General features: G+C 73.0%; 23 protein-coding genes. 3 read left to right on the forward strand and 20 right to left on the reverse strand.

The genetic code is table 11. From position 1 onward, the window contains the following. Positions 1–47 precede the first annotated feature (47 nt). The 15 genes from ACFU74_RS19115 to pgsA all read right to left on the reverse strand — a co-directional run bounded on the left by ACFU74_RS19115 (position 48) and on the right by pgsA (position 13,514). Positions 48–599, reverse strand: a complete 552-nt coding sequence (locus ACFU74_RS19115; RefSeq protein ID WP_380758107.1) for an adenine phosphoribosyltransferase — start codon at positions 597–599, stop codon at positions 48–50. A gap of 24 nt (positions 600–623) precedes the next feature. Next, a complete protein-coding gene (gene secF, locus ACFU74_RS19120) occupies positions 624–1,736 on the reverse strand; it encodes a protein translocase subunit SecF (RefSeq protein ID WP_380758108.1) in 1,113 nt (370 codons plus the stop codon). 4 nt (positions 1,737–1,740) lie between these two features. After that, positions 1,741–3,552 (reverse strand): protein translocase subunit SecD, encoded by a 1,812-nt coding sequence (gene secD / locus ACFU74_RS19125; RefSeq protein ID WP_380758110.1) that lies wholly within the window; start codon positions 3,550–3,552, stop codon positions 1,741–1,743. Between the two features lie 143 nt (positions 3,553–3,695). Continuing rightward, complete coding sequence (yajC, locus tag ACFU74_RS19130; protein ID WP_380758112.1) at positions 3,696–4,115, reverse strand: preprotein translocase subunit YajC; 420 nt, start codon at positions 4,113–4,115, stop codon at positions 3,696–3,698. 272 nt (positions 4,116–4,387) lie between these two features. Then, a complete protein-coding gene (gene ruvB, locus ACFU74_RS19135; protein WP_380758114.1) occupies positions 4,388–5,482 on the reverse strand; it encodes a Holliday junction branch migration DNA helicase RuvB in 1,095 nt (364 codons plus the stop codon). An 88-nt stretch (positions 5,483–5,570) separates the two neighbouring features. Further along, positions 5,571–6,182, reverse strand: a complete 612-nt coding sequence (gene ruvA / locus ACFU74_RS19140; RefSeq protein ID WP_380758116.1) for a Holliday junction branch migration protein RuvA — start codon at positions 6,180–6,182, stop codon at positions 5,571–5,573. Next, positions 6,179–6,730: a crossover junction endodeoxyribonuclease RuvC gene (ruvC, locus tag ACFU74_RS19145; protein WP_380758164.1), complete on the reverse strand. Its 552-nt coding sequence runs from the start codon at positions 6,728–6,730 to the stop codon at positions 6,179–6,181. Before ruvC ends, ruvA begins: the two co-directional genes overlap by 4 nt. A gap of 147 nt (positions 6,731–6,877) precedes the next feature. Next, complete coding sequence (locus ACFU74_RS19150) at positions 6,878–7,636, reverse strand: YebC/PmpR family DNA-binding transcriptional regulator (RefSeq protein ID WP_380758118.1); 759 nt, start codon at positions 7,634–7,636, stop codon at positions 6,878–6,880. A gap of 92 nt (positions 7,637–7,728) precedes the next feature. After that, positions 7,729–8,346 carry a pyridoxal 5'-phosphate synthase glutaminase subunit PdxT gene (gene pdxT, locus ACFU74_RS19155; RefSeq protein WP_380758120.1) on the reverse strand — a complete coding sequence of 206 codons (618 nt, stop codon included), beginning with the start codon at positions 8,344–8,346 and terminating at the stop codon, positions 7,729–7,731. 88 nt (positions 8,347–8,434) lie between these two features. Beyond that, a complete protein-coding gene (pdxS, locus tag ACFU74_RS19160; RefSeq protein WP_350545123.1) occupies positions 8,435–9,346 on the reverse strand; it encodes a pyridoxal 5'-phosphate synthase lyase subunit PdxS in 912 nt (303 codons plus the stop codon). A 161-nt stretch (positions 9,347–9,507) separates the two neighbouring features. Beyond that, a complete protein-coding gene (locus ACFU74_RS19165) occupies positions 9,508–10,008 on the reverse strand; it encodes a hypothetical protein (RefSeq protein WP_380758166.1) in 501 nt (166 codons plus the stop codon). Between the two features lie 74 nt (positions 10,009–10,082). Continuing rightward, positions 10,083–10,451: a 5-carboxymethyl-2-hydroxymuconate Delta-isomerase gene (locus tag ACFU74_RS19170; protein WP_380758122.1), complete on the reverse strand. Its 369-nt coding sequence runs from the start codon at positions 10,449–10,451 to the stop codon at positions 10,083–10,085. Positions 10,452–10,525: 74 nt separating this feature from the next. Beyond that, positions 10,526–11,707, reverse strand: a complete 1,182-nt coding sequence (locus ACFU74_RS19175; RefSeq protein ID WP_380758124.1) for a glycosyltransferase family 4 protein — start codon at positions 11,705–11,707, stop codon at positions 10,526–10,528. A 119-nt stretch (positions 11,708–11,826) separates the two neighbouring features. Continuing rightward, the gene (locus ACFU74_RS19180) at positions 11,827–12,849 is read right to left on the reverse strand and encodes a phosphatidylinositol mannoside acyltransferase (RefSeq protein ID WP_380758126.1); all 1,023 of its coding nucleotides are present in this window, start codon (positions 12,847–12,849) and stop codon (positions 11,827–11,829) included. Positions 12,850–12,866: 17 nt separating this feature from the next. After that, on the reverse strand, positions 12,867–13,514 hold the full coding sequence (pgsA, locus tag ACFU74_RS19185; RefSeq protein WP_380758128.1) for a phosphatidylinositol phosphate synthase: 648 nt from the start codon (positions 13,512–13,514) through the stop codon (positions 12,867–12,869). Between the two features lie 235 nt (positions 13,515–13,749). On the opposite strand from pgsA, the gene ACFU74_RS19190 reads away from it, so the two are divergent. Beyond that, positions 13,750–15,807 (forward strand): elongation factor G-like protein EF-G2, encoded by a 2,058-nt coding sequence (locus tag ACFU74_RS19190; RefSeq protein ID WP_380758131.1) that lies wholly within the window; start codon positions 13,750–13,752, stop codon positions 15,805–15,807. Positions 15,808–15,813: 6 nt separating this feature from the next. Here the strand turns inward: ACFU74_RS19190 and ACFU74_RS19195 are convergent, their stop codons facing one another. Beyond that, a complete protein-coding gene (locus ACFU74_RS19195) occupies positions 15,814–16,239 on the reverse strand; it encodes a thiol-disulfide oxidoreductase DCC family protein (RefSeq protein ID WP_380758133.1) in 426 nt (141 codons plus the stop codon). Between the two features lie 223 nt (positions 16,240–16,462). Here ACFU74_RS19195 and ACFU74_RS19200 point away from each other — a divergent pair, with 223 nt between their 5' ends. Continuing rightward, positions 16,463–18,106 (forward strand): hypothetical protein, encoded by a 1,644-nt coding sequence (locus tag ACFU74_RS19200; RefSeq protein WP_380758136.1) that lies wholly within the window; start codon positions 16,463–16,465, stop codon positions 18,104–18,106. Between the two features lie 66 nt (positions 18,107–18,172). Here the strand turns inward: ACFU74_RS19200 and ACFU74_RS19205 are convergent, their stop codons facing one another. The 4 genes from ACFU74_RS19205 to ACFU74_RS19220 form a co-directional block, all read right to left on the reverse strand. Next, positions 18,173–18,733, reverse strand: a complete 561-nt coding sequence (locus ACFU74_RS19205) for an HIT family protein (protein ID WP_380758139.1) — start codon at positions 18,731–18,733, stop codon at positions 18,173–18,175. Between the two features lie 81 nt (positions 18,734–18,814). Continuing rightward, a complete protein-coding gene (gene thrS / locus ACFU74_RS19210) occupies positions 18,815–20,794 on the reverse strand; it encodes a threonine--tRNA ligase (RefSeq protein WP_380758141.1) in 1,980 nt (659 codons plus the stop codon). A gap of 90 nt (positions 20,795–20,884) precedes the next feature. After that, positions 20,885–22,072, reverse strand: coding sequence for a hypothetical protein (locus ACFU74_RS19215; RefSeq protein WP_380758143.1), 1,188 nt, complete (start codon positions 22,070–22,072; stop codon positions 20,885–20,887). Positions 22,073–22,103: 31 nt separating this feature from the next. Next, positions 22,104–22,658: a DUF4365 domain-containing protein gene (locus tag ACFU74_RS19220; RefSeq protein ID WP_380758145.1), complete on the reverse strand. Its 555-nt coding sequence runs from the start codon at positions 22,656–22,658 to the stop codon at positions 22,104–22,106. 153 nt (positions 22,659–22,811) lie between these two features. Here ACFU74_RS19220 and ACFU74_RS19225 point away from each other — a divergent pair, with 153 nt between their 5' ends. Next, positions 22,812–23,579 carry an exonuclease domain-containing protein gene (locus ACFU74_RS19225; protein ID WP_380758148.1) on the forward strand — a complete coding sequence of 256 codons (768 nt, stop codon included), beginning with the start codon at positions 22,812–22,814 and terminating at the stop codon, positions 23,577–23,579. The last annotated feature ends 61 nt before the right edge of the window (positions 23,580–23,640 follow it).

The following is a 23,640-nucleotide window of genomic DNA, read 5'->3' on the forward strand; positions in this document are numbered from 1 at the left end:
GGGCGCGGTGTGGGCCCCCCCCCCCGCCCGCCAGGGGTCGTGCGTACTCAGACGGTGACCAGCGTCTCCAGCGGAGCGCCGCCCAGGTGCGGGGCCAGCCGCTCGCGGCCGTCGAGGAAGCCGAGCTCCATCAGCACGACCACCCCGGCCAGCTCCGCGCCGGCCTCCTTGACCAGGTCCAGCGAGGCGCCGATGGTCCCGCCGGTGGCGAGCACGTCGTCCACCACCAGCACCCGCTCACCGGGCGCGAAGGCGTCGCACTGCACCTCCAGCGTCGCCGAGCCGTACTCCAGCTCGTACGAGCGGCGGAACACCTCACCGGGCAGCTTGCCCTGCTTGCGGATCGGCACGAAGCCGACCCCGGCCGCGAAGGCCGCCGGGGCGGCCAGCACGAAGCCGCGCGCCTCCAGGCCGACCACCTTGGTGGCCCCGAGCTCCGCGGCCCGGTCCGCCAGCGCCCGGGTGAGCGCGGCGAAGGCCTCGGCGTCGGCGAGCAGCGGCGCGATGTCCTTGAACAGCACGCCCGGCTTCGGGTAGTCCTGGACGTCCCGGATCCGGCTGGTGAGCAGCTCGGCCAGTGCGTTGTCGGCGGTGGTCACGAAGGGTCCTTAAGGTCGGCGGGGTCAGCGCTTGGTGGACGGACGGCCCTTGGCACGCGTGGTGCCGGTCGCCCGGCCGCGCTGACCGACCATACCCGCGGGCAGGTCCTCGTCGGCGATCTCCTCCTCCTCGCCGGCCTCCTTGGCCACGGCCTTGGCCTCGGCGGCCTTGGCGTCGGCGGCGCGGCGCTGGGCCACCCGCTTGGCCAGGGCCTTCATCTCCGGCGCCTCCTCCTTCAGCTGCGCGAGCAGCGGGGTGGCGACGCAGATCGAGGAGTAGGCGCCGGCGGCGAGGCCGATGAACAGCGCCAGCGAGATGTCGTTCAGGGTGCCGGCCCCGAGCAGACCGCCACCGATGAACAGCAGGGCCGCCACCGGGAGCAGGGCGACCACGGTGGTGTTGAGCGAGCGGACCAGGGTCTGGTTGAGGCCCGCGTTGGCCGCCTCGCTGTAGGTGAGCCTGTTCTGCTTGGTGAGGTCCTTGGTGTTCTCCTTCACGGTGTCGAAGACGACGACCGTGTCGTAGAGGGAGTAACCGAGGATGGTCAGGAAGCCGATCACCGTGCCGGGGGTGACCTCGAAGCCCACCAGGGCGTAGACGCCGATGGTGATCAGGAGGTCGTGGATGAGGGCGACCAGGGCCGCCACCGCCATCCGCCACTCGAAGGCGATCGCCAGGTAGACCGTCACCAGGATCATGAAGATGATCAGGCCGGTGAGTGCCTTGTTGGAGATCTGCTCACCCCAGCTGGGGCCGATCACCTGGGCGCCGATCTCCTCGACCGGGACGCCGATCTCCTGGGACAGCTTGCCGGTGAACTCCGAGGAGGTGGTCTTGTCCTCCGAGGAGACCTGGATGCGGATCTCACCGTTGTCGGTGGACTGCACCAGCGGGTGCGAGGAGACGATCTTGTTGACCGCGTCCTGCGCCTGCGACACCGAGAGCCCGGGCTTGGTCACGGTGTAGACCGAGCCGCCCTTGAACTCGATGCCCAGGTGCAGGCCCATCGCCAGGCCGATCCCGGCGACCAGGACGATCACCGCGGAGATGCTGTACCAGAGCTTGCGGCGGCCGACGAAGTCGAAGCTGATTTCGCCCTGGTAGAGCTTGTGGCCCAGATTGGAGAAGCGCGACACGGTGTCAGGCCCCCTTCACGGCGGCGGAGGACGAGGGGGTGCGGCGGCGGGTGCTGCGCAGCGGCGGGCGGGCGCCCAGTCGCTTCGGGTCCAGGCCGGACCACGGGTGGCCGTCGGAGAAGAACTTCCGGCGGGCCAGCAGCGTGATCAGCGGCTTGGTGAACAGGAAGATGACGACGACGTCGAGCGCCGTGGTCAGGCCGAGCGTGAAGGCGAAGCCCTGGACCTTGCCGACCGAGACCAGGTAGAGCACGGCGGCACAGAGGAAGGACACGAAGTCCGAGACCAGGATGGTGCGCCGGGCGCGCGGCCAGGCCCGCTGGACGGCCGGGCGCAGCGGCGCGCCCTCGCGGACCTCGTCGCGGATGCGCTCGAAGTACACGATGAAGGAGTCTGCGGTGATGCCGATCGCGACGATGGCGCCGCAGACCGCCGGCAGGTTCAGCGCGAAGCCGATGCCGGGGCCGAGCAGGCTCATGATCGAGTAGGTCAGCGCCGCCGAGACGAGCAGGCCGGCGATCGAGACCAGGCCGAGGCCGCGGTAGTAGACCAGCGAGTAGGCGACCACCAGGACCATGCCGATCAGACCGGCGATCAGGCCGGCCTTCAGCTGGTCGCCGCCGAGCTGCGGGGAGACGGTGGTGACGTCGCTGGTGGTGAACTCCAGCGGCAGGGCGCCGAAGCTCAGCACGTTCGCGAGGTTCTGCGCCTCGGACTGCTTGAAGTTGCCGGAGATCACGGCCGAGCCGCCGGGGATGGCGCTCTTCACCTCCGGGTGGGAGACGACCTGGCCGTCCAGCACGATGGCGAACTGGTTGGCCGGGCTCACCTGGGAGGCCAGCTGGCCGGTGACGGCGGTGAAGGCGTCGGTGCCGGTGCCGTCGAACTGCAGCTGGACCTGCCAGCCGCCGCCCTGCTGGGTGTCGATGCTGGCCTGGGCCTTGTCGACGTTCGCGCCGAAGACCGCGACCGGGCCGAGGGCGAGCTTGTAGTAGAGCCCGTTCTCGTCCTTCTGGGTGCAGGCGACGGTCGGCGCGCCCTCGGCGCTCTGGTGGTTCTTGTTCCGCTGCTCCGGCTTGGAGCAGTCCAGCGCGGCGAACTGGGCGGCCAGCTCCGGCGGGACGGTGCCGGAGGTCATCGCCGCGGAGAGGTCCTGCGGGGCGGGCGCCGCCGGGTCGGGCGCGGGGGCGCTCGGGGCGCCGGTGGCGGCGGGGGTGGTGGCGGCGGGCGTGGCCGGGTCGTCGGCCGCGAGGGCCTCGCCGGCGGGACGGCCCTGCTTGGTGGCGCTCGCGCTCGGGGCGGCGGACGCGGCGGCGCCCGGGGTGGTGGTGGCGGCCGGGGTCCCGCTCGGGGTGGCGGCGGCGCTCGGGGTACCGCTCGCGCCCGCCGACGGGGTCTCGGTCGGGGCCGGGGCCTGGAGGCCGCTGGGGGCCAGGGCGAGGACGGGGCGGAAGTACAGCTTCGCGGTGGTGCCGACCTGGTCGACCGCGCTCTGCTTGTCGCCGCCCTTGGGGATGTTCACGATGATGTTGCGGTCGCCCTGGGTCTGGACCTCCGCCTCGGAGACGCCCATACCGTTGACGCGCTGCTCGATGATCCCGGTGGCGATGTCCATGCTGGACTTGTTGATCGCCTTGGGGTCGTCCGACTTCGCGCTCAGCGTGATGCTGGTGCCGCCGGCGAGGTCGATCCCGAGGCGGGGCTTGGTGGTGCCCGTCCCGAACATGAGGGCGACCAGTCCGACGGTGACGACCAGGATGAGGGCCAGCGCCCGCCCTGGGTAACCGTCGCGCGGGCGCGACTTGGGTGTTGCCACCTTGCTCGTTTCTCCCTGTCCATGCCACTTCCCCCCACCGACCCCCGCCCGGCGCGCGGCTGGGCGGGGTGTGGCGGACTGCGGCCCTGAGTCCTGTGGGCTCGCGGCAGAACGCCGCGCGGCCGGGCGGGTGCCCGACCGTACTACTTGCTCGCGGGAGCCCCGCCCTCGGCCTTGGCGTCACCCTCGGCTGCGTCGTCCTTGCTGAACGACAGCGGCTTCGCGTCGGCCGACCCGCCCTCGACCTCGGCGTCCTCGTCCGAGGCGTCGACGCTCTCGTCCCCGTCCGGACGGCCGTTGATGATCGCGTCGTACTCGGCGGGCTCCAGGATCGCAGCGACCGCGCTCTTGGTGAAGTGGGTGACCACGCCCGGCGCGATCTCCAGCTCGACGGTCTCGTCGTTGACCGCCTTCACCTTCGCGTACAGGCCTCCGATGGTCCGCACGCCCGCCCCCGGCTCCAGCGACGTCTGCATCTGCTGCATCTGCTGCTGGCGCTTCTTCTGCGACCGGAACATGAGCACGATCGCGAGGATCGGGAGGAGAAGGATGATGAGGTTCACTGCAGCCAGGGTCCTTTACGGGCCGCCGGCCGGCGGCCTGTGTGGTAATGGTCGTCCCGTCGGGTGAGAGGGGCGGTCCGGCGGAGTCTAGGCGACCCCGAACTGATCGGACAACGCCAAGCATCGCATCCTGCCGCCGAAAGTGGCGACCCTCCGCCTGCACAGTTTCCCCGGACTTCTTCCCCGGCTTCCGCAGGCGCCCCGCGCAACGGGCGCGCATGATCCGCACACGCTCCGCCCTCACCCGTTCGGCTCAGCGCGACGGCGCGTCGTCAGCCCTGGTCCGCGCCACGCTCCCCGTCCGGGGCGAAGAGCTCCGGCTGGGCGGGCACCGCACCGCGTCCCACCTGCGCCGGAGGGGTGAGGCCCAGGTGCGCCCAGGCCGCGGCGGTGGCGATCCGCCCGCGCGGGGTACGGGCCAGCAGGCCCTCGCGGACCAGGAACGGCTCGGCGACCTCCTCGACCGTCTCGGCCTCCTCCCCCACCGCGACCGCCAGGGTGGACAGCCCGACCGGGCCGCCGCCGAACAGCCGCAGCAGCGCGTCCAGCACCGCCCGGTCCAACCGGTCCAGACCACGCGCGTCCACCTCGTAGACGTCCAGCGCCTGGCCCGCGATGTCGGCGGTGACCACGCCGTCGTGCCGCACCTGCGCGTAGTCGCGGACCCGGCGCAGCAGCCGGTTGGCGATCCGCGGCGTGCCCCGGGAGCGGCCGGCGATCTCGGCGGCGCCGGCCGGGTCTATCTCCACGTCCAGCAGCGCGGCCGAACGGTGCACCACCCGCTGGAGCTCGGCGGGCGCGTAGAACTCCATGTGCCCGGTGAAGCCGAACCGGTCGCGCAGCGGCGGCGGCAGCAGGCCGGCCCTGGTGGTCGCGCCGACCAGGGTGAACGGCGGCAGCTCCAGCGGGATGGCGGTCGCCCCGGGCCCCTTGCCGACGATCACGTCGACCCGGAAGTCCTCCATCGCCATGTAGAGCATCTCCTCGGCGGGCCGGGACATCCGGTGGATCTCGTCGAGGAACAGCACCTCGCCCTCGCTGAGCGAGGAGAGGATCGCCGCGAGGTCGCCCGCGTGCTGGATCGCCGGGCCGGAGGTGATCCGGATCGGGGCGCCCATCTCGGCCGCGATGATCATCGACAGGGTGGTCTTGCCGAGCCCGGGCGGGCCGCTGAGCAGCACGTGGTCGGGGGTGGCACCGCGCTGGCGGGCGGCCTGGAGCACCAGCGACAGCTGCTCGCGCACCCGCTCCTGGCCGATGAACTCGTCCAGCTGCCGGGGGCGCAGCGCCGCCTCGACGGCCTGGTCCTCGCCGTCGGCGGCGGCGGTCACCAGCCGGTCGGCGGGCTCGGAGTCGTACGGGCTCATCGGAGGCTGCTCCCGGATCGGTGTCGTGGGTGTCGTCGGTGTCGCGGGTGTCGTGGGTGTCGACAAAAGGACAGGTCGTCAGATGGCTTCAGCGAGAGCGGTTGAGCCCGCGCAGCGCCAGCCGCAGCAGCGCACCCACGTCCGGCACCGGCTGCGCCTCGGCCTCCGGGGTGACGGCGGCGACCGCGTCGTCCGCCTCGCGGGGCGCGTAGCCGAGGCCGACCAGCGCGGAGTGCAGCTGCTCGCTCCACGGCGCCGGCCCGGCGGCGACCGGCTTCTGCACCGGGACCGCGCCGTGCGGGGCGCCCAGCTTGTCCTTGTACTCCAGCAGCAGCTTGGCGGCCTTGGCCTTGCCGATGCCGGGCACCGCCACCAGCGCCTTCTCGTCGCCGTTGGCCACCGCGAGGCGCAGCGCGTCGGGGCTGTGCACGCCGAGGATGGCCTGCGCCAGCTTCGGTCCGACACCGGGCGCCGCCTGGAGGATCTCGAAGATCGCCCGCTCGTCGTCGTCCGCGAAGCCGAACAGGGTCAGCGAGTCCTCCCGGACGACCAGCGAGGTCGCCAGCCGGGCCGGCTCCCCCAGCCGCAGGCCGGCCAGCGTGTTCGGGGTGCACTGCACGGCCATGCCGACCCCGCCGACCTCGACCACCGCGACACCGCCGGACAGCGCGGCCACGGGTCCTTGCACGAAGGCGATCATCGGGCGGTTCCTTTCAGGCCCTGCGGGGTGGTGGTGGTACGGGCCGCCCGGATCGCGGCCTCCAGGCGGTTGGCGGCGCCGCCGCGCCAGATGTGGCAGATGGCCAGCGCCAGCGCGTCGGCGGCGTCGGCCGGCTTCGGCGGCGCGTCGAGCCGCAGCAGCCGCTGCACCATGGCGGTGACCTGGGCCTTGTCGGCCCGCCCGGAGCCGGTGACGGCGGCCTTGACCTCGCTCGGGGTGTGCAGCGTGACGGGTATGCCGCGCCGGGTCGCGCAGAGCATCGCCACCGCGCTGGCCTGCGCCGTGCCCATCACGGTGCGGACGTTGTGCTGGGCGAAGACCCGCTCGACGGCCACCAGGTCGGGGCGGTGCTCGTCCAGCCAGGCGTCCAGACCCTGCTCGACCATCAGCAGCCGCTGCCCGATCTCCGCCTCGGCGGGGGTGCGCACCACGCCGACCCCGGCCATCCGCAACGGCCGGCCCGGCGCGCCCTCGACCACGCCGACCCCGCACCTGGTCAGCCCCGGGTCGACACCCAGCACCCGCACCACGGCATTCCCGCCCCTTCTGGATTCGAGCATCGACCTGCGAAGGCTACCGTCCACCACCGACAGCGCCCCGAACGACACCGGCCCGGCGGTCCTGGGGACCGCCGGGGGGGGCGGGGCCCCCCCGGGGCCGGGAGGGGGGCACGGTCACTCGGCGTCGAGCTGCGCACCGACCTCGTCGCTGATGTCGAAGTTGGCGAAGACGTTCTGCACGTCGTCGCTGTCCTCCAGGGCGTCGATCAGCTTGAAGATCTTGCGGGCGCCGTCGACGTCCAGCTCGACCTGCATGCTCGGGACGAAGTTGGCGTCGGCCGAGTCGTAGTCGACGCCGCCGTCGACCAGCGCGGTGCGCACGGCGACCATGTCGCCCGGCTCGGAGACGATCTCGAACGCCTCGCCCAGGTCGTTGACCTCCTCGGCACCGTGGTCGAGGACGATCTCCAGGAGCTTCTCCTCGTCCACGCCGTCCGTCTTCGGGACGACCACGACACCCCGCCGGTTGAACAGGTAGGACACCGAGCCCGGGTCGGCCATCGAGCCGCCGTTGCGGGTCATCGCCACGCGCACGTCGGAGGCGGCGCGGTTGCGGTTGTCGGTGAGGCACTCGATGAGCACCGCGACGCCGTTCGGGCCGTAGCCCTCGTACATGATCGTCTGGTAGTCGGCGCCGCCGGCCTCCAGGCCGCCACCGCGCTTGATCGCGCGGTTGATGTTGTCGATCGGGACCGAGCTCTTCTTCGCCTTCTGCACGGCGTCGTACAGGGTCGGGTTGCCGTTCAGGTCCGGACCGCCGGTGCGCGCCGCCACCTCGATGTTCTTGATCATCTTGGCGAAGAGCTTGCCGCGCTTGGCGTCGATCACGGCCTTCTTGTGCTTGGTGGTAGCCCACTTAGAGTGGCCGGACATCGCCAGCTCCTTTACGTCGCCAAAGGGAAATGAACAGATGAGATCTTACCGGTGCGGCCGCCGCCCGACCGCACACGGTCACGCACGCGCGGTCACGCGGCGGCGAGGTGCTCCTCGGCCATCCGCACGAAGTAGCCGTGCACCCGGTGGTCGCCGGTGAGCTCCGGGTGGAACGAGGTGGCCAGCAGGTTGCCCTGGCGGACCGCGACGATCCGGCTCTCCGGGCCGTCGGCGGCCGGCAGCTCGGCCAGCACCTCGACGCCCGCGCCGACCGACTCCACCCAGGGGGCGCGGATGAACACGCCGTGCACCGGGGCGTCGTCCAGGCCGCGGAAGGCGACGCCGGACTCGAAGGACTCGTTCTGGCGGCCGAAGGCGTTGCGGCGCACCGTCATGTCGATGCCGCCCACCGTCTCCTGGTCCTCGCGCCCGTCCAGGATCTTGTCCGCCAGCATGATCATCCCGGCGCAGGTCCCGTACACCGGCATGCCGGCGGCGACCCGCTCGCGCAGCGGGTCCATCACGCCGAACAGCAGCGCCAGCTTGGACATCGTGGTGGACTCCCCGCCGGGGATCACCAGCGCGTCGACCTCGGCCAGCTCCTCCGCGCGGCGGACCGGGCGGGCGAGCGCGTCGGCCTCGGCCAGCGCGATCAGGTGCTCGCGGACATCACCCTGCAGCGCGAGGACGCCGATGACTGGAGTGGACACTTCTCGTACCTCTTGACTCTCGAACGGACGACGCACGGCGGCCCGCCGCACCGGTGGTCTCACCGCGCGGCGGGCCGTCCGAGTCGCATTACCAGCCGCGGTTGGCGTACCGCTCGCTCTCCGGCAGGGTGTCGCAGTTGATGCCGACCATGGCCTCGCCCAGGTTGCGGGAGGCGTCGGCGATGATCTTCGGGTCGTCGAAGAAGGTGGTGGCCTTGACGATCGCGGCGGCGCGCTTGGCCGGGTCGCCCGACTTGAAGATGCCCGAGCCGACGAAGACGCCCTCGGCACCCAGCTGGCGCATCAGCGCGGCGTCGGCCGGGGTGGCCACGCCACCGGCGGAGAACAGCACGACCGGCAGCTTGCCGAGCTCGGCGACCTCCTTGACCAGCTCGTACGGGGCGCGCAGCTCCTTGGCGGCGGCGAACAGCTCGTTGTGGTCCAGCGCGCGCAGGTGGCCGATCTCGTTCTTGATCTGGCGCAGGTGGCGGACCGCCTCGACGACGTTGCCGGTGCCGGCCTCGCCCTTGGAGCGGATCATGGCCGCACCCTCGGCGATGCGGCGCAGCGCCTCGCCCAGGTTGGTGGCACCGCAGACGAAGGGGGTGGTGAAGGCCCACTTGTCGGAGTGGTTGACCTCGTCGGCCGGGGTCAGCACCTCGGACTCGTCGATGTAGTCGACACCCAGCGACTGCAGGACCTGGGCCTCGACGAAGTGGCCGATGCGGGACTTGGCCATCACCGGGATCGAGACCGCGCCGATGATCTCCTCGATCATGTTCGGGTCCGACATGCGCGCCACGCCGCCGTCCTTGCGGATGTCGGCGGGCACCCGCTCCAGGGCCATGACGGCCACAGCGCCGGCGTCCTCGGCGATCTTGGCCTGCTCGGCGTTGACCACGTCCATGATCACACCGCCCTTGAGCTGCTCGGCCATGCCGCGCTTCACCCGGGCGGTGCCGATCTGCGGCTGGTCTGCGGTGGTGGGGGTGGTGGACACGTGAGACCTCACTCGAAGATGAACCAGTGCTATCGCCCTATGGTAGGCGGAAGGGGCGGCCCCTCCATGCGCCACCAAGTCCAGCCGGTCCGGCGGGATACGACAAACAGGCCGTATCCGGGCGCCGTCACGGCAACTGCGAGCCGCGCGACGTGCACGCACTAGGCGGGTGCGCCCTCGGGGGTGAGCGCCGGCGGCGGCGCGTCGTCCATCTCGAAGGCCATCGGGAACGGCGCCTTGCCCGCCAGCCGGAAGTAGCGCACCAGCCGGTGCTCGCGCACCGCCCGCGCCGCCCGCACCGCGTCGTTGTGGAACCGCCGCGCCATCGGCACCCGCCGCGCCGCCGCCGTCAGGTCCCGCACCGCCTCCTCGCCGCCCGGCTCCGCCACCAGCGCGGCCACCTGCTCCGGCTCCGCGAACACCGCCCGCAGCGCCAGGCTCAACTGGCTCTCCGCCACCTCGCGCTGCTCGTCCTCCGCCTGCCGCGCCGCGTGCGCCGCGTCCAGCAGCAGCAGCGAGGCCGCCGGGTCCAGCAGCGAGGACGTCGCCAGCTCCATCGCCACCGACGCCCGGCGGACCAGCTGCGCGTCCAGCGCCGCGCGGGCGGCGTCGATCCGGGCGTGCAGCCGGTCCAGCCTTCCGGCCGTCCAACTCAGGTACATGCCGAACAGCACCACGGCCACGCCGGCCCAGATCCAGGTAGTCACGGGGCGCTACGCTACCGGGTGCCCCCGGTTCACCCCTCGATCGCCGTGTTCCGGTAGGCGTCGCGGTCGATGTCGCGCACGTCCGCCGCCAGGTGCAGCCGCTCCCCCGGCGCCGGCTTCACCCGCTCCGCCAGCAGCGCCAGCACCCCCTCGGTGAGCGCCGACTTCGCCTCCGGGCTGCGGCCGGGGAAGATCTGGAACTGCACGAACACCTGCGCCTCGGGGCGCTCCCCGAAGGCCACCACGACCTCCGGGTCGGTCGCCCGGAAGACCGTCTTGCAGCCCTCGGGCGCGGCGGCGATGGTCTCCACCGCCAGCCGGTTGATCGCCACCCCCAGCTCGCGGCGGTCGAAGGAGCCGGCCAGGCTCGGGGAGTAGTCGACGGAGATCTGCGGCATCGGGCCCTCCAGGGACGGACACGGGAACAGCGGACGGGAGAACCGTCCGACCTTAACCGCGCCCGCCGCCCGGCTCAGTCCCGGGCCAGCCCGAACCGGCCACGCCGCCCGCTGCGCTCGTCCTCCACCACCGCGGCCTCCCCCGCCGTCACCGTCTCGTAGACGGCCAGGATGTCCGCTCCCACCGTCGACCAGTCGAAGCGCCGCACGTGCCGGGAGGCCGCCTTGCGCAGCTCCTCCAGCCGCGCCGGGTCCCCCAGCAGCCGCAGCGCCGTGCGCGCCAGCGCGTCCGCGTCCTCCACCGGGAACAGCTCGCCCGCGTCCCCGCCGTCCAGCACCTGCTTGAACGCGTCCAGGTCGCTCGCCAGCACCGGCGCCCCCGCCGACATCGCCTCGACCAGGATGATCCCGAAGCTCTCGCCGCCGGTGTTCGGCGCCACGTACAGGTCGACGCTGCGCAGCAGCCGGGCCTTGTCCCGGTCGCTCACCATGCCGAGGAACTCCACCTGGGCGCGGACCTCCGGCGCCAACCCGGCGACCGCCTCCTCCTCGTCGCCCTTGCCCGCCACCAGCAGCCGCACCCCGGGACGCTCCGCGAGGATCCGCGGCAGCGCCGCCAGCAGCGTCGGCAGCCCCTTGCGCGGCTCGTTGATCCGGCCGATGAAGCCGATCGTCCCCGGCCGGCCCTCGGCCGCCCCGCCGGTCCACCGCCCGTCCGGCTCGGCCCCCGCGAAGAAGCCCACGTCCACCCCGTTGGGGATCACCACCGCGTCGCCGCCCAGGTGCTCCACCAGGGTGCGCCGGGCGTACTCGCTCACCGCGATCCGCGCCCGCATCTTCTCCAGGCCCGGCTGGAGGATCGGCGAGGCCGCGATCATCGCCCGGGAGCGCGGGTTCGAGGTGTGGAAGGTGCCCACCATCGGGCCCGACGCCGACCAGGCCGCCAGCATCGACAGGCTCGGCGAGGCCGGCTCGTGCACGTGCAGGATGTCGAACCGCCCCTCGTGCAGCCACCGCCGCACCCGGGCCGCCGACAGGATCCCGAAGCTCAGCCGCGCCACCGAGCCGTTGTACGGCACCGCCACCGCCCGCCCCGCCGACACCACGTACGGCGGCAGCGCGTCGTCGTCCTCGGCCGGCGCCAGCACCGACACCTCGTGGCCCAGGCCGATCAGGTGCTCGGCGAGGTCCCGGATGTGGAACTGCACACCGCCGGGGACGTCCCAGTCGTACGGGCAGACGATGCCGATCTTCACGGGTCTCCTCGAAATCCTGCGGGCGGGGCGGGGGTGTGCGGCACTGGCGGTGCGGCGGCGGTGCGGTGGCGGCGGTGCCGGCGGCACGACCGCACGGACGGCGGTCCGGCGGCGGGCCCTCAGGCCCCCGACGCCTCGGCCGCCGGCTCCCCGGCCGCCTCCGCCGGCGGCCGGACGGCGGGCTCCCGGACGGCCCGCCCGGCGGCGCCACCGGACCGGGCGGCCCCCGCCTCCACCGTCTCACGGACCGGGAGGTCGGCCAGCCAGAAGCGCTGCAGCATGTGCCAGTCCTCCGGGTGCTCCCGGATCTCCGACTCCCACACCGCCGCCATCGCCTGCGTCATCGCCCGGGTCTTCTCCGCCCGGTCGCCCTCGGCCGGCACCACGACCTCCGGGTGCACCCGCCCCCGCATGGTCCGCCCCTCGTACCAGAGCGACACCGGCAGCAGCGCCGCCCCGGTCCGCTGGCACAGCGCCGCCGGACCGGCCGGCATCCGCGTCGCCTCGCCGAAGAACGTCACCTCGATGCCCGCGTCCGACAGGTCCCGGTCCCCCACCAGGCAGACCAGCCCGCCCGCCCGCAGCCGCCGCGCCAGCGTGCCGACCACGCTCACCGAGCTGCCGGTCAGCGCCAGCACCTCCATGCCCAGGCTCTCCCGGAACGCCACGAACCGGTCGAACAGCCGTTCCGGCTTCAACCGCTCCGCCACCGTCGTGAACTGGTACCCCCGGCTCGCCACCCAGGCGCCCGCCAGGTCCCAGTTGCCCATGTGCGGCAGCGCTATCACCGCGCCCCGACCGGACTCCAACACCTCCTGGAGCAGCTCGAAGCCCTCCACCCGCACGTCGCGCAGCACCCGCCCGCGGCCCCACACCGGCAGCCGGAACGACTCCTGCCAGTACCGCATGTACGAGCGCATCCCCGCCCGCGACAGCTCCCGCAGCCGGGCCTCGTCCGCCTCCGGGCACACCCGCAGCAGGTTCGCCTCCAGCTGCAGCACCCGCTTGCCGCGCCGCCGCCACGCCGAATCCGCCAGCCGGTCGAACAGCGCCCGCGCCGCCGGCTCGGGCAGGTGCTTGAGCGCCCCCCAGCCCGCCGCGTACGCCGTGTACACCAGCCGGTCCACCACTCGGTCCTTCACCGCGGGACCGCCCCCTCTCAGCTCCCGGCCGCCACGCGGTCCGCCTCGAACGCCTCACGGCGCACCGTCAGCATCCGCTGGAACACCGTCACCAGACTTCCGGCCGCCACCAGCCACAGTGCCACCGGCAGCAGCCACTCCACGTACGGGACCCCGAACGTGTGCAGACCCGCCACACCGGCCGCCACCAGGCTGATCACCAGCCGCTCGGCGCGCTCCACCAGTCCCGAAACGTCGCACGGCAGCCCCTGGCTCTCCGCCCGCGCCTTGGTGTACGACACCACCAGCCCGCTCGCCAGGCAGAACACCGCCACCGCGCACAGCAGGTCGTTGTCGCCCTTGCCCGCGTACCACATGGCGATACCGCCGAAGATCGCCGCGTCCGCGACCCGGTCCAGCGTCGAGTCCAGGAACGCCCCCCACTTGGAGGTCCGCCCCAGCTGCCGCGCCATGTTCCCGTCCACCAGGTCCGAGAAGATGAACAGCGTGATCGTGATGGTGCCCCAGAAGAACTCCCCGCGCGGGAAGAACACCAGTGCACCCGCCACCGAACCGGCCGTACCGACCAGCGTCACGGTGTCCGGACTCACACCCAGACGGATGAGGAACGCGGCGAACGGGGTCAGGACACGTGTGAAGAAGGCACGCGCGTATTTGTTGAGCATGGCCTTCCCGACCGCTCCGATCTCCCTGGTACCCGCCTGCGGCCAGAGTGCGCGGCAGACGACCGCATGGATGAGCCCACCCGGCGCACCCATCGTAGCCACGCCCGCCGACCGACCCCGCCCACGCACCGCCCCCGCATGCCGCTCGCGCGCCCGCCGACCCCTCCGCCCCTAGACTTTCACCGAAAGCCTCGGCCTTTCACCGACGGCCTCGGCGCGACGGGAGGAGACCCCGATGCCCGACCGCAGCACCGCCAGAGCCGGCCAGGCGCCCGCCGTCGCCGGACCGGGCGACCTGCGCAACGTCGTCCTCATCGGCTGCGCCGGCGTGGGCAAGACCACCCTCGCCGAATCCCTCGCCCACGCCGCCGGCGCCGTCGGCCGCCCCGGCCGGGTCACCGACGGCACCACCGTCTCCGACCACGAACCCATCGAGCACCAGCAGCAACGCTCCGTACAGCTCTCCGTGCTCCCCCTCGAATGGCGCGGCACCAAGATCAACCTGCTCGACCCGCCCGGCCACCCCGACTTCGCCGCCGACCTGCGCGCCGCCCTCCACGCCGCCGACGCCGCCGTCTTCGTCGTCTCCGCCACCGACCCCGTCACCGCCCCCACCCGCGCCCTGTGGCGCGAGTGCGCCGCCGAGAACATCCCCCGCGCCATCGCCGTCGCCAAACTCGACATCGCCCGCGGCAGCCTCGACGACATCCTCACCGCCTGCCACGACGCCTTCGGCCTCGGCCCCGACACCCTGCGCCCGCTCTTCCTGCCCGTCCACCACGACGGCCGCCCCGACGGCAGCGTCGACCTCCTCACCGGGCACACCTACGGCCAGGCCGACCCCCTGCCCGACACCGCCCCCGCCCGCGAGAGCCTCGTCGAGGCCATCGCCGGCCAGGACGACACCCTGATGGAGCAGTACCTCACCGGCGAAACCCCCGACACCGACTCCCTCGAAGCCGGCATGCGCCGCGAGGTCCTCGACTGCACCCTCCACCCCGCCGTCCCCACCAGCGAACACGGCCTCGGCGCCACCGAACTCCTCGACCTCATCACCACCGCCTTCCCCACCCCCGCCGAACGCACCCGCCCAGCCCCCGCCTGCGACCCCGACGCCCCCCTCGCCGCCCAGGTCGTCCGCGTCACCGGCGACGCCTACGTCGGCCGCATCAGCCTGCTGCGCCTCTACGCCGGCACCCTGCGCCCCGACACCCGCATCCGCCTCACCGGCCCCGGACACCCCGGCGACCAGGACGCCGAGGAACGCGTCACCGGCCTCACCAGCCCCTTCGGCAAACTCCAGCGGCCCGTCCCGCACGCCGTCGCCGGCGACCTCGTCTGCGCCGCCAAACTCACCACCGCCCGCTCCGGCGACACCGTCCAGGAACCCGGCCACAGCGCCGAACTCGACACCTGGCCCCTCCCCGAACCCCTGCTGCCCATCGCCGTCGAGGCCCACAGCAAGGCCGACGACGACAAGCTCTCCCAGGCCCTGTCCCGGCTCGCCGCCGAAGACCCCGCGCTACGCCTCGAACAGAACCCCGACACCCACCAGCTCGTCCTCTGGTGCACCGGTGAGGCCCACGCGGACGCCGTCCTCGACCGGCTCCGCAACCGCCACGGCGTCCACGTCGACACCGTCGAGCACCGGGTCGCCCTGCGCGAGACCTTCGGCACCGCCGCCGCCGGCCACGGCCGCCTCGTCAAACAGTCCGGCGGCCACGGCCAGTACGCCATCTGCGACCTGGAGGTCGAACCCCTCCCGGCCGGCTCCGGCTTCGAGTTCCAGGAGCACGTCGTCGGCGGCGCCGTCCCCAAGCACTTCATCCCCTCCGTCGAGAAGGGCGTCCGCGCCCAACTCGCCAAGGGCGTCGCCACCGGCCACCCGCTCGTCGACATCCGGGTCACCCTCACCGACGGCAAGGCACACTCCGTCGACTCCTCCGACTCCGCCTTCCAGACCGCCGCCGCCCTCGCCCTGCGCGACGCCGCCGAACACGCCGTCGTCCGGCTCCTCGAACCCGTCGCCGCCGTCAGCGTCCTGCTGCCCGACGACTACCTCGGCGCCGTCCTCGGCGACCTCTCCGCCCGCCGCGGCCGCGTCCTCGGCACCGAGACCGGCGGACCCGGCCTCACCCTGCTGCGCGCCGAGGTCCCCGAACTCGAACTCGCCCGCTACCCCGTCGACCTGCGCTCCCTCACCCACGGCACCGCCGAGTTCACCCGCGCCCACCTGCGCCACGAACCCATGCCCGCCGCCCTCGCCGCCCGCTTCACCGACCAGGACGGCTGAAGGACCTCACCGCCGCGGCAGCGCACAGGCCGGCGTACCGCCGGGCATCCGGTGCCGGTTGGCCGCCACCCACCGGTACACCAGCGCCGCCACCGGCCGCACCGGCGCCAGCGCCAGCACCCCGCCCAGGTACGCCCACACCCCGCCCGACCGCATCAGCAGCCGCGCCACCGCCTGCGCCCCGCCGTACACCCGGCCCGCCGGCGTCACCCACAGCACTTCACGCTCCGCGCGCTCCCAGGACACCTCACCGCGCCCCCCGGCCACCGCGTCCAGCTCCGCCAGGTCCGCGAACTGGAACGGCACCGCCTCCCAGCCCCCCGACGCCAGCGTCTGCCGCAGGTAGCGCTCCGCCCAGGTCGCACACGTCGTGCAGAACCCGCAGTCCCCGTCGAACACCAGCACCGGATCCGTCAGCCCACCGCTCTCCATGCAGCCATCGTGCACCATCCCTCCCGCCGGCCCTCCCGCGGGCCCGCCTACCGGCCCGCCCACCGGCCCGCGGCCGCGGGTGCGTCGGACCCCCGGAAGGTGGGCATCATGCCCCACGGGCCCACCGTGGCCCGTTCGTGACGGCACTTCAGACGATCATGCCCGCGCCGGTGCCCCGGCGCGGTAACCTGCCGCAGGACGAAGGGGAGGAGGGGACGCCACCGTGACCACACTCGACATGACCCCGGGTGCGCAGATACCCCGGACCGACACCGGCCCGCAGACCGCCGGCACCCAGGCGATCTCCTCGGTGGCCTACCGCGACACCACGCTGGAGGACGGCGCCGCCAAGCTCGCCGGGACCACCGCCAAGAAGGGCCGCTTCGCCCTGTTCGCGCCCAACCTCGGCGAGGCCTGGAGCAAGGCGCTCATCTCCCGCACCCTCGGCGGCGACCGCAAGCCCCTGGTGCCCTCCTTCGGCATCGAAACGCGCCAGATCGTGGAGCACGCCCTCGCCGCCGAGGAGATCCGCAACACCCGCGACCGGCAGCTGTCCACCATCTCCGTCGTCACCGGCCTGCTCTGCCTGCCCGGTGCCCTGGTCTGGCTCGGCACCTTCCAGCTGCGCGCCTGGCTGCGGCGGGACAACCCCAAGAACGCCGGCGCCTACGGGGCCGTCGTCCTCGTCCTCGCCGCCGCCCTCGCCGTGCTGCTCGCGATCAAGCCCCCGGCCGGCGGCATCCTCGGCCTCTACCTGCGCGTCGTCATGCTCGCCCCGGTCATCGGCTGGTACCTCGCCAAGCGCATCGTCGAACGCACCGCCGTCGACCTGCGCGCCCGCTGGCTCGCCCTGGCCGAGGGCAACGCCGTCGCCGCGACCGTGCCGATGGCCGTCCCCCGTGACGACCTCGACAAGAAGGCCGCCGACCTGCGCGCCAAGCTCGGCCGGCTCGAAGCCGAGCAGGAGACCAACATCCAGCACTACGCCGGCCCCAAGGGCATCCTCGGCGCCGGCCGCCGCTGGGGCGAGTGGAAGCTCATCGACACCCTGCGCCCCGCCGAGGGCCAGATCGACTTCCGCCAGTTCCACCCCTGGGACCTCGTCCGCAAGATCTCCGGCCACCTCAAGGCCCTCGGCATCAGCGAGGTCGCCAACAGCGGCATGCCCAACGTCCAGGTCAAGCAGTGGGTCGTCTACGAGGTCGGCGAGAGCGCCGACGAGATCAGCCGCCCCGGCAACGCCGACATGGACGGCGACCACATGCGCGACTTCGCCGTCCAGGCCATCGCCGACAAGCAGACCTTCGGCGGCGGCCCCCGGCACTACCTCGCCACCCAGTTCATCACCCACGACGGCAAGCTCATCCTGACCTTCACCGTCACCGTCGTCCTGCTGGCCAACACCCTCAACATCACCGTCGCCGGCTACGCCCTCGGCCCCATCGACGGATTCTTCGGCGACAAGCCCAAGGACAAGGAGAAGTCCGTCTCCAAGACCTTCCGGTTCTGGGAGGAGCGCACGGTCAAGCTCCCGCTGATCGACAACGACGAGGTCGTCCGGCAGGCCGTCCGCGCACCGCTGTACCGGATGCCCGGCCTGCTCTCCTGGCTCGGCGGCGGCCTCGGCCTGCCCGAGCCCTTCGGCCTGCGGCACACCTGGGCCGGCCAGCCCTGGGGCACCCGCACCATGGCGGACAACGCGCTCAACGCCTCCCACCCGGTGCTCGCCGCCGTCCACACCGCCACCCTGGAGTTCCTCGCCGAGCACGACCTCGACACCGAGCGCGCCTTCAAGGGCCGCGCGGCCGGCCTCAAGGCCGAGGCCCAGGGCAGCCGCCCGTTCAAGGTCGACAAGTACGACGCCTGAGCCGGACACGACGGAGGGCCCCCGCCGACCCGATGGTCGGCGGGGGCCCTCCCCGCTGTGTGCCGGTCAGTCCTGCGGCCAGGCCTCGGACAGCATCTTCCGGGTGTCCGCCAGCAGCTGCGGCAGCACCTTGGTGTGGCCGACCACCGGCATGAAGTTGGTGTCCCCGCCCCAGCGCGGCACCACGTGCTGGTGCAGGTGCGCCGCGATGCCGGCACCGGCCGCCGCACCCTGGTTCATGCCGATGTTGAAGCCGTGCGCGCCCGAGGCCGCGCGCAGCGCCGTCATCGCCTTCTTGGTGAACACGGCCAGTTCGGCCGTCTCCGCCTCGTCCAGCTCGGTGTAGTCCGCCGCGTGCCGGAACGGGACCACCATGAGGTGCCCGCCGTTGTACGGGTACAGGTTGAGCACCGCGTACACGGTGTTGCCGCGCGCGACGACCAGCCCGTCCTCGTCGCTCAGCGACGGGATCGAGCAGAACGGGCAGCCGTCGTCCGGAGCCGGGCCGGTGGGCTTGTTCTCGCCCTGGATGTAGGCCATCCGATGGGGGGTCCACAGGCGGCGGAAGCCGTCCGGCTCTCCGACGCCCCGCTGCAGTTCCGGCTCAGTCGTCATGCTGATCAGCATATTCGCCCAACCGGGCTTGCAAAGCCGTGCGGGGCGGACTCCCTGAGGAGACCGCCCCGCAGCCACGTGCGAGTGACGGCGTCAGACCTGGATCCGGCGCTCCACCGCGTCCACGATCTCCTGGACGGCGTCGGCCACCGGCACACCGTTCTTCTGCTCGCCGTTGCGGTAGCGGAAGGAGACCGCGCCCGCCTCGACGTCGTCGTTGCCGGCGATCAGCATGAACGGGACCTTGGTCTTCTGGGCGTTGCGGATCTTCTTCTGCATCCGGTCGTCCGAGGTGTCCACCTCGACCCGGATCCCGCGCTTCTTCAGCTCGGCCGCGACCTCCAGGAGGTACGGCACGTGCTCGTCGGTGATCGGGATGCCGGTCACGGTGACCGGGGCCAGCCACGGCGGCATGGCGCCGGCGTAGTGCTCCAGCAGCACCGCGAAGAAGCGCTCGATCGAGCCGAACAGCGCGCGGTGGATCATGACCGGCCGCTGGCGCGAGCCGTCCGCCGACGTGTACTCCAGGTCGAAACGCTCCGGCAGGTTGAAGTCCAGCTGGATGGTCGACATCTGCCAGGTCCGGCCGATGGCGTCCTTCGCCTGCACCGAGATCTTCGGGCCGTAGAAGGCCGCGCCGCCCGGGTCCGGGACCAGCGGCAGCCCCTGCTTCTCGGCCACGGCGGCGAGGACGGCGGTGGCCTCCTCCCAGGTCGCGTCGTCACCGACGAACTTCTCCGGGTCCTTGGTGGACAGCTCCAGGTAGAAGTCGGTGAGGCCGTAGTCGCGCAGCAGGTTGAGCACGAAGGTCAGCGTCGAGTCGAGCTCGTCCGCCATCTGCTCACGGGTGCAGTAGATGTGCGCGTCGTCCTGGGTGAAGCCGCGCGCGCGGGTCAGGCCGTGCACCACGCCGGACTTCTCGTACCGGTACACCGTGCCGAACTCGAACAGGCGCAGCGGCAGCTCACGGTACGAGCGGCCGCGCGCGTCGAAGATCAGGTTGTGCATCGGACAGTTCATCGGCTTGAGGTAGTAGTCCACGCCCTCGTCGAGCTGCATGGGCGGGTACATGCCGTCCGCGTACCAGTCCAGGTGGCCGCTCTTCTCGAACAGCTTCCCCTTGGTGGCGTGCGGGGTGTAGACGAACTCGTAGCCCTCCTCCTCGTGCCGGCGGCGCGAGTAGTCCTCCATGGCGCGGCGGATGATGCCGCCCTTGGGGTGGAAGACGGCGAGGCCGGAGCCGATCTCCTCGGGGATGGAGAAGAGGTCGAGCTCGTTGCCGAGCTTGCGGTGGTCGCGCTTGGCGGCCTCCTCCAGGAACTCCAGGTGCGCCTTGAGCTCGTCCTTGCTCGGCCAGGCGGTGCCGTAGAGGCGCTGCAGCTGAGCGTTCTTCTCGCTGCCGCGCCAGTAGGCGGCGGCCGAGCGCATGATCTTGAACGCCGGGATCATCCGGGTGCTGGGCAGGTGCGGGCCGCGGCAGAGGTCGCCCCAGCACAGCTCGCCGGACTTGGCGTCCAGGTTGTCGTAGATGGTGAGCTCGCCGGCGCCGACCTCGACGTCGGCGCCCTCGCCGGCGGTGGCGGCGGAGCCCTTGAGGCCGATCAGCTCCAGCTTGTACGGCTCGCGGGCCAGCTCCTCGCGGGCGGCCTCGTCGGTGACCACCCGGCGGGAGAACTTCTGCCCGCGCTTGATGATCTCCTGCATCTTCTTCTCGATGGCCTTGAGGTCATCGGGGTGGAACGGCTTCTCGACGTCGAAGTCGTAGTAGAAGCCGTCCTTGACCGGCGGGCCGATGCCGAGCTTGGCCTCCGGGAAGAGCTGCTGCACGGCCTGGGCCATGACGTGCGCGGTGGAGTGGCGCAGGATGTCGAGGCCGTCCGGGCTGGAGATCGCGACCGGCTCGACCTCGTCGCCGTCCTGGAGGGCGTGGGCGAGGTCCTTGAGCTGGCCGCCGACCCGGGCGGCGATGATCGAGCGGTCGTCGGCGAAGAGCTCGGCGGCCGTAGTGCCCGTGGTCACCACGCGCTCTTCCCGATCGGGTTCGCGGTTGATGATTACCCGGACGTCCGTCACCGGTCTCTCCTGACGTGCTGGATTCAGAGGGCGCAGCACAGCGCTGCGCCTGACGATGGTACCGAGACCGGTGGCACCACCGTCACCTCCCTACTCCCCCCGCCCCTCCCCCAGGGTCTTGAGCAGGCGCTCGCGCTCGGCGTCCTCCAGTCCGCACGGTTCCAGGCCGGTGGGCCGGGTGAGCCGCCGGAAGCCGCCGCGCCGCTCCAGGCGGCCGCTGATCCGCACGGGGGTGCCGGCGAGGTGGGCCTCGGCGGCGAGCCGGTAGGCGGGGTCGGGCAGCCGGACCTTGACCTCGTCGACCTCGGCGCCGCCCAGTACCCGCAGCCGGACGCCGCCCGGCCCGGCGGGGTCGGCGCGCTTGAGGCGGACGACCAGGCCGACGAGGGTGACGGCGACGGCGGGCTCGATGCGTTCGAGGAGGTCGGCGGCCTCGTCGAGGGCGGGCAGGTCCCCGGGGGAGAACTCGACGGCGATCCGGCGGTCGCCGAAGCCGCCGGGGGTGCCGGCGGCGGCCGACCAGGCGACGGTGATCCGGCCCGCGGTGGCGCCGCGCACCAGCTCCTGGACGGATTCGACCAGTTCGCGGCTGACCCCGGACTGGACGGCGTTCTCGAAGGCCTCGCCGCCGCCGCTGACCCGCCGGTAGTCGACGGCGTCGCGCAGCGCCTCCAGGGCGCGGACCAGGGTGGTGACCGCCGCCCGGCCCTCGGGGGCGGGGGTGTAGGCGGTCAGGCCGGGGGCGCCGCCGACGACCAGGACCCGGTCGAGGAAGTCGCCGGCCCAGGCGTCGAGGCGGGCGCCGAAGTAGGCGGCGCGGGTGCGGCCGGCCTTGGCGCCGGCGGCGAGCATGGCGCGGGCGGCGTGCCGGAGCCGTTCGGTGTCCTCCCAGGGTGCGGCGCCGGGGGTGGTGGCGCCGGCGGGCGCGGCGAGGTCGCGGTACCACTGGAGCTCGTCGCCGGGCAGGGCCAGGGCGAGCAGGATGGCGCGGGCGGAGGGGGTGGCGGAGCGGGCGAGCGCGGTGACGGCGTCGGTGAGCAGTTCGACCGCGTCGTCGAAGCCGTCGCCGGCGGGGACGAGCAGGCTGACGCCGGGGTCGGTGCCCTCGGGGGGCGTCCAGCGGCCGTAGCGGGCGGTGGGTCCGCCGCGCCGGACCCAGCCGTGCCGGGCGAGCAGGGTGGCGAGCACCGCGGGGTCGACGGCTGCCGGGTCCGGCAGCGGCCCGGTCTGCGGCGGTTCGCCGAGCGTGGGACGCATCGGCCCGTGGGGCAGTGTCATGGGGCGGCTCCTCCCGGCCGGGGCCGGGCCGTCACGGGCTGCCGCCCGCACCGACCCGGGCCATGATGTCGCACAGGGCGCGGTCGTCGAAGACCTTCGCGGTGGGGACGCGGACGTTGGTGCGGTGCCGGCCGGTGACGGGGTGGCCGGCCAGGTTGACCCAGTAGCAGCAGTGCCGCAGCTCCAGGGCGTCGGGGCGGGCGGCGAGCCAGCGGTCGACGCGGCGGGGCAGCAGCATGACGACCAGGATCCGGGGCACGGCGACCCGGGGGCGGGCGAGCTTGCGCAGGTGGTCGTTGTCCAGGGTGAAGGAGAAGAACGCGCCGCGCGGGTCGGCCGCGATCTGCTGGGTGGCCTTCAGCTGGATCTTGACGGTGACCTCGTCGTCGACCTCGTGGCTGCGCGAGCCGTGGCTGACGTGCCAGTCGATGCCGTTGTCGGGGAACGGCTGGGAGAGCGAGCAGCCGGCCGCGGCGGCGACCGCGTGCAGATAGCCGACCTGCAAGGTCTCCATGCAGGCGGTCACCGCGAGGTCGCCCCGCAGGACGGCCGCCGCCTCGTCGGGCTGCGGCTGCGTCAGCGCCATGGCCGTCCGTCCTCCCCCGTCCCCCCGGGCCCGTCCGGATTCGAACAGAGCGCCCGTGGGCAGGGTGCCCGGCCGGTACCGCGCCAAACGGTTGAGGGGGCGTCAGGGGCGGGTATCACCGGGGCGGGAACGCGCTGTTTTCGAGGGGCAGTCATGCAACAGCACTGGTTCACCGGCCCGCTCGCCTCCTTCGACACCGAGACCACCGGCGTGGACGTCGAGACCGATCGCATCGTCTCGGCCGCCCTGGTCGTCCAGTCCGCCCCGGGCACGGTCCCGGCGGCCCGCAGCTGGCTCGCCGATCCCGGCGTGCCGATACCCGACGGCGCCCGGGCGGTGCACGGGATCAGTGACGAGACGGTAAGGGCGCACGGGCGGCCCGCGCCGGTGGTGGTGGCGGAGGTGGCCGCCGCGCTCGCCGCGCAGGCGCGGGCCGGGCGGCCGGTGGTGGTGATGAACGCGCCGTACGACCTGACGCTGCTGGACCGGGAGTTGCGCCGGCACCGGGGGGTGTCGCTGACCGACGCGATCGGTTCGGCGGCGCTGCTGGTGCTGGACCCTCGGGTTCTGGACAAATACGTGGACCGCTACCGCCGGGGCCGGCGGACGCTGACCGACCTGTGCGCGCACTACGGGGTGGAGCTGGCCGGGGCGCACGACGCGGGCGCGGACGCGACGGCGGCGCTGGAGGTGGTGCGGGCGATCGGCGCCCGCTACCCGGGTGCGCTGGGCGGGCTGACCGTGGCGGAGCTGCACCTGCGGCAGGCGGTCTGGCACGCGGCGCAGGCCCGGGGGCTCCAGGCGTGGTTCGACCGGTCGGGGGCGGACGAGCGGGTGGACCTGTCCTGGCCGCTGCGGCCGGCCCGGTGCGGTTGCGGGCGGCGGCTGTCGCCCGAGCACGAGTGCGAGGTGGCCGCGTAGCGGCCTGGCCCGGGAACGCCGCAGGCCCTGACCGGTCTCCCGATCAGGGCCTGCGTGCTGT

Source organism: Kitasatospora sp. NPDC057500, assembly GCF_042802195.1.
In the GTDB taxonomy this organism is placed as follows: Bacteria; Actinomycetota; Actinomycetes; order Streptomycetales; family Streptomycetaceae; genus Kitasatospora.